This is a genomic window from Umbribacter vaginalis, assembly GCA_001552935.1.
Classification (GTDB): Bacteria; Actinomycetota; Coriobacteriia; order Coriobacteriales; family Eggerthellaceae; genus Berryella; species Berryella vaginalis.
The window spans coordinates 233,638-244,693 of the sequence record KQ959713.1 but is presented as its reverse complement, the minus strand read 5'-3'; the positions used below and the strand labels follow the sequence as shown (position 1 = coordinate 244,693).

At 43.8% G+C, this 11,056-nt stretch carries 3 protein-coding genes; all 3 read right to left on the bottom strand.

The genetic code is table 11. The annotated features are described in order from the left end of the window. On the bottom strand, positions 1 to 1,503 hold a 1,503-nt coding region (locus HMPREF3190_RS07165), incomplete at its 3' end, for a BspA family leucine-rich repeat surface protein (protein ID WP_156425758.1). 380 nt (positions 1,504 to 1,883) lie between these two features. Next, entirely contained in the window at positions 1,884 to 8,915 is a 7,032-nt protein-coding gene (locus HMPREF3190_RS07160) for a Rib/alpha-like domain-containing protein (protein ID WP_066781723.1), read from the bottom strand. Next, on the bottom strand, positions 8,912 to 10,498 hold the full coding sequence (locus HMPREF3190_RS07155; RefSeq protein WP_449676415.1) for a sialoglycan-binding domain-containing protein: 1,587 nt from the start codon (positions 10,496 to 10,498) through the stop codon (positions 8,912 to 8,914). The genes HMPREF3190_RS07160 and HMPREF3190_RS07155 overlap by 4 nt, the downstream gene beginning before the upstream one ends. Between the last annotated feature and the right edge of the window lie 558 nt (positions 10,499 to 11,056).

Below are 11,056 nucleotides of genomic sequence, written 5' to 3'. Positions count from 1 at the left end.
TGGTGTGGAAGGGGTGGTGGTGCCGCCACCTGTGCCTGATCCACCAGGCGTTTGTTGTTGTGTGTCGGCAATGACCAACGTACCAGGTGATACAACAGTGTCGCTATCGCTTGTAGCAGCAGCATTATAATACGCTGCATGCGCATCATTATTGCCAATAAGGTCTTTTGTTGACCATACCGGTTTGTCGGTACCTTGTTTTTTCCATTGCGCATCACGCAATCCACACGCGCTATCAAACGAGAAGTTTGTACCGAGCGTAAGTTCAGATAAGCTGGTACACGTTTTAAACATATCTTTTGCGGTGGTATTTGTTGTGCCAGCTTTAGTGGTAAAGCCACTTATATTCAGCTTGGAAAGTGACGTACAGTTTTCAAACATTGATGTGAAGCGTTGTACTTTTGCTGTATTCCATGTTGATAAGTTCAGTTCCGTTAAGCTGCCACATCCTGCAAACATATACTCAAATCCAGCACGATCGTCGACATTTGCGCTGCTTGTTCCTGTTGCATGTACTTGTTCAGTATTAAAGTTCTCAATGCCTTTGATGTTAGTTAATTTCGTACATCCTTCAAACATACCTCCCATATTTTCAACTTTTGAGGTATCAAAGTTGCTAACATCAAGCGAGGTAAGGTTTTCACAGTGTTGGAACATGCAATTGAGATCTTTTGCGTTACTGGTATTCAGCTTCTCAAGCCCTGTTATGCTGTTTAGTTTTTTGCAGGCATAAAACATGGCATCGTAGGTTGTTACCGCATTGCCAAGTTTTGTTGGGAGTTTTATTTCTTCTAACGATTCACATTGAGAGAACATTTTTTGCATATCAGTTACGCGCGATAAATCAAGGTTAGAAAGATCGATGCTCGTTAATTTTGTGCATTTGCGAAACATTAAACTGGTATCAACTACTCTTGATAAGTCAAGTGTGTCGAGGCCTTTAAGCGTTGTTAAATTTTCCAAGCCGCAGAACATTCTTACACAGGAATTGTCATCCGCTGTATCAGACGCTTGAATTTTTAGTCCGCTTAGATCAATTTCAGATACATTCGTAAATATAGTTAAGTTGCTATCATCAAACGAAAAACAAGAAAAGAGATATTTGGCTGATTTTGCTGGCAGTGTGCAGTAAACGGTGTCGCCTGCTTTATTTTGTGCTGTGTTAAACGTAATTTTTGTACAAGATTTTAATTTAGTATTGTTTTCATCTTTCCAGCTTTGCGTTGTATCGAACGCTCCAACTGCTTCCATTACGCCTGCTTGCTTACCACTCGGAACAGCGTCGTCAACAAGAGGAGTCAAAATAAGTTCATTATTTTCTATCTTCCAAGCAACGCCGCCATCAGTTCCGCTGGTAGCTTCTTGCGATTGCGATGTTGATGCTGTATCAGGATCTGCCCAAGCAGCTGTGGGGGGGAGTACAAGTGCGCTCGCAGCAATAAAACTGCTGGCAACTACTGCAAGTCCTGCTTTTTGTAATAATGAGTAGTGTGTACGGTTCATACGTGCATCATGCCTTTCGTTTATATTTCTTTGGTTACGGTAGTGTGAATGCTTATAATATGCACGCGCACTTTGTATGTGCGCTTTGTTTTTGTTATCAATATTCAACGATCATTTTGCAACGAAAAACGGTAACAAGACATATTACTAAGAGTACATAGCATCACAATAAAACGTAGTTCTTTTCCATTGTAGAGCAATGCTCGGTTTATGTATATAAGAAAAGTCCACGTCAAGCAAAAAACCACAAGAAAGCAGTATGCTTCTTGTGGTTTATTCTGGCGCTTTACGTTCTGTTTAGAACAAGGTACGCTCATATGTGAAAAAAGAACGCTTTGTAGTAACGCTCTACGTTACTACAAAGCTGTACCGTGCTCTATCTATTGCTCCTTTTTATAATCCTGCTTTCTTTGGCGGCGCAAACGCATAAGCACACCTGCGCTTACGATACCTAACATACCCGTAAGAGCTGCTAGTATGCTTGAGTCTCCTGTCTTAGCAAGATATCCTGCATCGTGCTTATTATGCTTATGGGAATCATGGCGTGATGCTGCGTCAGTTTGCGATCCGTTTGTATCGTTTTGGCTGTTTGTGTTGTTACTATTTCCAGAATCATGAGCACCACCACCGTCTTGAGGTGTATTGAGTGACGGATCGTTCGGATTAAGATAATCATTGTTCGAGCCTGCAGAGTTTTGAGGAATCGTTACCTGTACAACAGTGCCTGCCTTACCATTAACAATCATATTATGCTGCATTTCACCATTAATTGGCGTCAATAGCAGCGTTGTTCCTGGTTTCTGCGCATCAATCGTTGCCATAAATGCGCCTGTCTTTTTGTCTGATACTACGATGTCGCCCAAACGCTTTCCCTGTGCATCGCTTACGATAACATACGCTCCTGGAATGTCGAGTGTGCCTACAATAACAGTTTTGCCTGGGGTAACGTTGTTCCCTAAAGCATGTTTAACAATTTGTGGTGTTGCATAACCTGCTATTGCGCTCGCAGGCTCAGACGGCGTATCGTTTTTGTCTTTTGCTATTGCGGTTACCGGGCTTCCATCTTTTACTGCATGCGACGGGATAGTAACTACGCCTGTTGTTTTATCAACCACAATACCATCAGGCGCATCTCCGTTAATTTCCCATTCTCCTTGGCCGTTTTTACGAACACAGATAGTACGCGTAGGTTTTTCAGGGCCATTGAGTGGATCAGGTGTTACGGTAATATCGATATTGATATGATCAGCACCTGTTGGCGGCATAACGTTGACGCCACCATCGTTTGTTGCGCTTACCGATGGCGAATCTGGCTTTTCAATAATGGTAAGTTGGTAGGGGTCTCCCTGAGTATTGTTCTGATGTGGAATGAGAGTCAATGGAGTGCCAGCCTGTTGTTTTGGTATGTCAGTGCTAAATGCTCCGTTTGCATCGACCGATATGCTTACCGGCGATCCGTCTGCATTTTTAAGTGGCTGACCTTGTGCATCATTGATGGTAACTGTTGAGTTAGGTGTAGCTGTTCCGCTGATAGTTGTTTTATTTCCGTTCTTTTTAGCATTAGTGCCAGTTGCATTACCTATGAGAGGTGTGTCTTTAACGGTCACATGGACGGTTACTTCCTGTTCAAGAGGTGTTGTTCCAGGAACGGTTACAACAACAGTACCCGTCGCATCTCCTGTTTTCGAGGTATCGGGTGCATCTTTTCCGCCGTCTGCTTTCGGCTTCCATTCAAACGTTGTGCCATCAGGGTATTTATCAGCATTCTTGATGCTGTCTTTTGCTGATGGCGTGCTATCTTTTGCAACATTGTATGGTTTGGGAATCGGCGTAGGCACAACGCACACGTTTACGTCAACATCAATTGGCGTAGCCATGCCAGGAATTGTTACGCGCACTTTGCAATCCTGATTATCAGGTCGCGTAAGGTCTGGCTTTTTAACCCACTCAAAACGCGAATTTTCGGGGAGTTTGTTGGCATTGCCGATACTGTTCTTAGCATCAGGAACCTTGGTGTTATCAGCACTTTGCGCAATACGCGTGTCTTGTGCAACCGGATTTTCCACTACGGTAACTGTAGTTTTTACCGTTTGCGGTTTTGCTCCTGGCATGCTAACAACTACCGAAACATCCTGTTTGCCAAGCTTTGAAGTATCAGGTTGTTGTGACGCACCTTGTGCGGTAGTGCCCCACGTGAATTCTGTTCCTTCGGGATATTTCTGTTTGCTTGCGCTGTCTTTAATATTGTCGGCAGGATTTGGTTGACTATATTGCAATACCGTTGTACGTACGCTTTTGGGTTTTTCGAACACGGTTATAGTAACGGGAACATCAACTGCGTCTTTACCTGGTATTTGTACTGTTACGGTGCCGTTCTTTGGGCCTGTCGATTGCGTATCGGGCGCATTTCCTTTCCAGGTAAATGTGGTGCCATCAGGGAAGAGGGTAGTATCACCTGAGCCTTCGATACTGTCTTTAGCATCGGGAGTATCGCCAACAAATGCATTACCGTTGTGCGCCTGCGGTCTTGCGGTTATGTGTAGGGTAACGGGTACTTCGAGCGGATCTTGCCCTGGAATCGTAATAACAACCGTGCCGTGGCTCTCTCCTACGGTGTCGGTAGAAGGCGTTTGATCAGGCTTCCATGTAAACGTTGTGTTAGCAGGATACTTGTTGTTTCCATGATCGTCCGTTGTTACAACTGCGTTTTTCGCATCGGGCAACGGCGATCCTTGCATAACTGTGAGCGGTTTGCTCGATCCATCAACAACGATAATATCTACCTGCGCTTCTACGGTTGTAGGCGTTGCAGTATCATTGGGTGCAGGGAGAGTAATAACAACGGTACCTTGTGTTTTACCTGGTGTATTAGTGTCAGGAGCGGGATCTTTCCACGTAAACGTTGTACCATCGGGAAATGCGTTGCTGTTTGTTATGCCATCTTTTGCATGTGGCGTTGCACCTTTTGGCAGCGTTATGCTGGTTGTTGTTGCTTGTGGTGCGCTTACCGTTATAGGAACATCAACCACTTCGCTTGTGCCATCAGGATACGTAACAGTTACCGGCACACTAAAGTCACCCGCTTGCTTGCCATCAGGGATTTTCGCTTTGTCATTATCAGCAATGGTAAACGTTGGTTTTTTAGCAGCATCGTTCGGGAAGTTCGGTACTGTAACTTTGCTCGTAATATCCTGTTCACTTGGTTTTTTACCAAATGTGCTGGTAAGGGGCTCGGTGTGTGGTTGATAGATATTTGCTTGCGAGTCGGCAATGCTTACCGGCACATCAATCGTTTCGCTTGTTCCATCAGGATACGTAACAGTGACCGGTACGTTAAAGGTGCCCGCTTGTGTACCATCAGGTATTTTTGCTTTGTCGTTATCTGCAATGGTAAACGTTGGCTTTGTGGCGGCATCGTCCGGGAAGTGAGGTACTGTTACGTTGCCTATGATTTCTTGATCGCTGGGCTTTTCTCCATGTTTCTTTTCGAGCTTTTCCGCAGATGGAGTGTACGTATCAGAATCTTTTTGCAATGTTGTAATTGGAACAGATACCTCTTCGCTTGTGCCATCAGGGTATTGCACCACTACAACAACATTGTGCGTGCCTACTTCAGTGTCATCAGGGATAGTTTCGCCCGGTTTGATGGTTTTCGTAAGCTTAGTAGTATCTCCCGTAAAGTTCGGAATAGTTACTGCATTCGTGATGTCGTCATTGCTTGGTTTTTTACCAAATGGCTTAGTAATTCCTTGCGCAGTAGGCGTATATATATCTTTGTCGGTATCAGTGATTTCCACAGGCACCGTTAGGTTTGCAATCGAACCATCAGGATACGTCACAACAACATTCACAGGAAATGTTCCTGTTGTGTTTGTTTGTGGAACGTTCGCGCCTTGTGCAAGCTCAATTTTCGTTGTTTGAGGTGCTGGTTTATTGTCTACTGTTGACGTTTGTACTTGCTTAATAATATCTTCCGTGTTCAGCGTATCGCCGCGATGTATTTTCAGCGGCTGTGCGCTTGGCTTATAAGTAGTAGCATCGCTATCCAGCGTTGTAACTGTTACTTGTACTTTTTCTTCTGAACCATCAGGATATTTGACGTTTACGGGTATAGTAGTGCTGCCAGGGTGTTTTCCATCAGGAAGCGGCGTTGAGGGGTTCTCAAGCGTGATAGTAACATTGTCTTTTATGTCGCTTGGGATAGTGTTAGGCAGTGTTACTTTATCTTTAATTTGTTGTTCGGTTATCGTTTTGCCGTATGGCAGTTCAATTGTTCCACCTGTTGGTGGATACGTTTTCTTTTGTGGATCGCTTACGGTGAGTGTTACGTTCGTATGGTTTTGAGAACCGTCGCTATAGGTAATAGTAACAGGAATAGTAAATGTTCCTGCTTGCGTGCCATCAGGTATAGTGGCTCCACCGTCAATGCTTACTTTTGGATTTGTTGGATTCTGACCGTCCTTAAAGCTTACACCCTTGTCATTTCCTATGCCTGTGATCTTCGTTTTTATAGCATCAGTTACGGGTGTTGTCGTGAATGCTTGCGTAAGGGAATTACCGAGCGGTGTGTATTTCTCGCTTTCAGGCTTATCGATGTTAATCGTTACCTTAGCAATATCGCTCGAGTTATCATCATATGTTACTTTAACTTGCACGGTATGCGTACCCGTATCTTTACCGTTCGGTATTTTAGTTTCGTCAACAATGCTAATTGTTGGCGTTTGAGCTGGCTTTTTATTATTCTTCCACGTTATACCGTTACCAGTGCCTGTACCTGTTATACGGTTCTTAATATCATTATCACTTGTTCCATACGGAAGCGTAATAGTATTGCCAATAGGTTCATATTCTTTATTAGCATCACCAATGGTGATAGGCACTTCAACCGTACTTGTTGAACCATCAGGATACGTAACTTTTGCTTTCACGCTCGACTTGCCACTTTTTGTTCCGTCGGGGAGTGTTTGTCCGTCCACCAAAGCGATAGAGGGCTTTTTAGCAGGGTCGCTCGACGGATATTGTGTGCTAATCGCCTTTGTAATGTCGTCTTGCGTAACCGCAGTTCCGTGCGGCTTCGTAATAGGAGTAACAGTTGCAGGATATTCATCTGCGTCAGTGTACACGGCAATACGAATAGGAAGTTCAGCCTTGTTGCCAGCTTTATCTTTTACAACAAGAACGCGGCTCCATTGTTGGGCGCTGCTCGATTCTTCACGCGCCGCTTTTCCTTTAATATGAATAACAGCTGGTTTTGCCTTTGAGTTATTGTCTTTATGTTCAACAATACTCGTTGACGTTACGCCTGGAACTGCTCCATCTGCAAAGTTAGCACTTTCTAATGTACCCGTGTTGTCGCTTGCTTTGATACTAATATCAAAATCTTGCCCTAATTTTACTTTATAGACGTAATAATCCTTATTCTTGAATTTCGTCGTTGGCATAGTTGGTGTTTCAAACTCAGGAGCTACATCGTCTTTTACGGTAACGGTTGTTGTAATGTCTTTTGTAGAGCCATCAGGCAATTTTGCACGCACTGTTGCAGGAGTATTTTCACTTGGCGTATTCCACTTTGGCTCATTAAGCCATGTGTATGTGGTGCCTTGAGGAAAATCATTTCCTTGTGGTTTAATGGCGTCAGCTGCGCTTGGATGTGTCTTATTCGACATTTGGTAGTCGATATGCTGCCCTTGTGCATTTTTTCCAAACTTTTCAGCTTGCGTATGAACAACAAATTTCAGCGGTAGCTTTGTTGTGTTGCCTGAAGCGTCTTGTGCACTGAGCGTACGGTTATAATCTCCAGGCTTCGTATCGTTTGGAACAGGCCCTGAAATATGCAATGCGCGCGGATCGGTTTGAGAACCACTGCCAGGCTTATTGTCGAAATTCTCAACTTTCATGCTGTTTACAGGCGAGTTGATAGCAAGGTTTGTTACCTTGTTGCTATTATCAACAGCAATAACACGCAAATCGTAGGGTTCACCATGATACGTATCAATAGTAATTTTTCCGTCAGCACCTGGCGTTACTTCTTTTGTATAAGAGCCATGCGCGTCTTTGGTAAATACTTTGATAGTTGGTTTTTCATTATCAACAACCGTTACTTTTACATCAATGTCTTTTGTGCTGTTATCGGGAAGCGTAACGCGAACTTTACCAGGTTTTTCATTGCCTGTTTGTGACGTATCGGGCGTATTATTTTCTACCCATTTGAAACTTACATTAGACGGAATGTTAGGATTATGCTCGAAAATTTTCTTTGCTAAAGCATCATCGAGTTTTTGGCCAAGTGGTACGGTTAGTGTTGTTGGTTTTAGTTCGTAGGGCTGTTTGACGTTTACGGTAATGTGTTTTGTTGCCGTATGACCTGCAGCATCAGTCGTGCTAAAGGTAAGAGTATGCTTACCTACTTCTTTAGCTTGTATACCCGTTATCGTAAGTGTTAATTCTTGTTTGGTGTCGGTATTGTTTGCACCTTTTTTCGATACAACGCGCTGCAAATCGTTTGGATTCATAGGGCTGAGGCCAAATCCGTTTGGCGCAGGGGAAAAGATTGCTGGAGCAGTATTGATAGCATCGACTTTTATATCATCTTGTGCAGTAAGTTTGATGGTAAGATCTTTTCCTACTTCAACGTCATAGGTCTCTTTGTCGGTAGTAAGTGTTGGCGGATTTGTGTCTTTCGTAGCAACACTGTCAGGACCTGGATTAGACGTTAAATCGTAGCTTAGTTTAGGTCCATCGCTATGATGAAACGTGGTAACAGCATGTATTTTTCCTGCTGGAACGCCTTTTTCTACCGTAATGGTTGCAGTAGTGCCGTTAATTGTGGACGTTTCACCAAGTTTGGCTCCGTGTTCATCATAGAGAGTGACCGTAGCGCTGTTTGGACCTTCGAGGGTCATGCCATCATGTACATCAACCTGCACTTCTGTGTTTGGAACACCAGCTTTACCAGTTAAGTTACTGGTAATGGTAGGAGCTTTTGGTTTTACGTTTAATGTTGCTGTGCCTGGATTCGTGCTTCCATCAGCATAGGTAGCAGTAAAGCTATGTGACGATTGTCCAACGTGGTTAGTGGTAGGCGTTGTTTTCCATGTAAACGTCGGCGTATTCTTCCCATCTGCATTATCTTTAACGGTTACTAAGGTGTTTAGTGGAGGAAGTGTGTCGCCAACAACAATATCTTTCTCGACAGTAGATGACGTGAGTCGGTGTTTAAGCGCAAGTGGTTTTTCTACTGACACAGGAACTTGCACCAAATGATACGAACCATCAGCATATTCTACTTTAACGGTTGCGTTTCCTACTGGCAGCTCGTCTTTCTTCCTAAAGTATTTCTTGGGTGGATTTGTTGCTGACGGCTTTGAAAAGACGCTCACTTTTGCATGTGCTTGAGCGTCGATACCGCTCACTTTTTAAGAATTTCATCATCGGTAAACGTGTGTCCCCACGGCACTGTAAGCTTTGAACCTGTTGGCTCTGCATATTTGTGATTCAAATTTTTTAAGTTGTAGCGAATTGTTTTTTCGGTTTTATTGCCCGATGCATCGGTGGCGCTTACAACAACGTTATACACTTTTTCATTAGGCGAGTTGCCGTTTTTGTTGCTGAACTCAACATCGTTTAAGCTGGTTGTATAAGGTTTTTCCTTTGAGGCTGCATGCTTTGTTTTATCGTCGATGCCTTTATTCTGAGGCAGGCCGCTTACGTGCAAATTGGTGATGGAGCCGCTGTTATCCGATGCGCCAAACTTCAAAGAAAGCTTGTCGCCTTGGTATACGTCTATCGTTTGAGTATCGGTAAGTTCTTTTCCGTTGAAGTATAGTTTTGGAGCTTCTTTATCGCTGATAACGCGTGGTAAATTGTTTTCAGAGCCACCTTTTTCACGCCCCGACACAAACGTATATGCTGAATTGGTCGTTTTACCAAACGATGATGTATTTGCCCAGGTATACGCATCTTGAATGTCTGCAATCGTTGCGTCTTTGCGCAGCTTTACTTCGCAGTGCAAGTGGAATGCTCTGTCAACGGCCGTAGTACGTACGCCTATGCCGTAGCTATAATTTCTATATGGTTCAGGCAGTTCAGTAGCATTGCGCAATACACCGTCCCCCGCATTTTTATGGAAGAGCGTCCTAAGATCTTCCTCACGGCTTGCTTTTACGCGTGCACCTAAGTCGTATTTATACGTTGTGCCTCCGAACTCTTGATCATTTGACAGCGGATTGATGCCCGTTTTTGAATTTGTGTTGTCACGTGAAAAGCGCTCAAAGTCGCGTGAGAGCACTGCATTGGATGCTGTATCGGCATTGCTGACATATGCTTCTATCGACAAATTACGCAGCGTATCCCCTTTATAAGCGCCATAGTTTAAGTCGGCTACTGCCCATGGTATTTGCCAGGTGTATTGCTGGAGCGCTGAGTTGTTCAGCATGCTTTTTGCGTCGTTATTGAAAAATACATCGAATACAAGGTATCTATCGCCATTGTTTTCCGTTTTGATATGCGCGTACATATCTGACTTTTTCGTAGTAGTATTCCAATCGCCTACGCCGTCGGCACCAGGAGACATAATACTGCCGTTGCTGTTTACGGCGCGATAGCGTTGGAATTCCAAAATATTTGGCTCCACCAGCCACGCTTGTTTGTTTGTACCCCATCCATCATCCGCGCTTGAGCGATCAAGGTTGTGCGTTGCATTTGCGTCTATCGATCGCGCCAGTATCATAAAAGGCATAGCTGTTGCGTCGTTCTGTTCGTTAGTTTGTAATGTGCTAGGAGTGTTTTCTCCTATTGATGTGGTTGCTTGTGCGGAATTGTGGTGCGTAGACGCACTTGCATTGTTTGATGAGGGGGCATTTTCGTTAGTATGAATAGAAGGCTGGCTTTGTTGGTTAGTATGGTTGATAGCAGATGATGGTGATGATGTTTCGTCTGCTACCGCCGCAGAGGTATTTTGTGCAGCAATGCAACTTACGGAAAGAAGCGCTGACATAGCACCTACTTGTAATAGTTTATTCGTATGCTTGCTTGTTGAAGCGTGTGATGGAGTCTGATGTGCCAACGCATGCTTATTGTGATGTGTGTTCTTCGGCGTGTTGTTCGATTTCATAAAGAGCCCTCTTCTTTTGTCTTCCTATATGTGCGTATATATCTTCCAACCAGTAAGAATATAACGTTATCCCTATCGGCATAAATCTATGACATAAAATAGTAATAATTTATCCAATATCCCTTATAACAAGTATAAATTAAGGGTGGGGGGGGGTAAAGGTTCGTCTGATTGATTGTATGTAAATGGTAGGGTTTTGTGTATATTTTGTGTGCATTAACGAGCATGTTGCAGCTACATCATACTTTCTCGTTCGTTTCTTTTTAGATAGTGCTTGTACAAAGTAAGAGGAAATTATCTCTATGCGAACAGGCTCAAGCAGCGTCATGGTAGCTCCTGCTTTTTCTACAGGGGCACGTTCGGTGGTGCTCCATCGTGTTTGCGCTTCGTGTTGAGTAACGCGTATTGATAATTCAGGTGGGCGAAAGCTCGTATTGAAAG

Bases quoted from the DNA above. Each gene is read 5' to 3' on its own strand.
- HMPREF3190_RS07155 (WP_449676415.1), bottom strand. From the start codon at position 10,498: ATGTCAGCGCTTCTTTCCGTAAGTTGCATTGCTGCACAAAATACCTCT.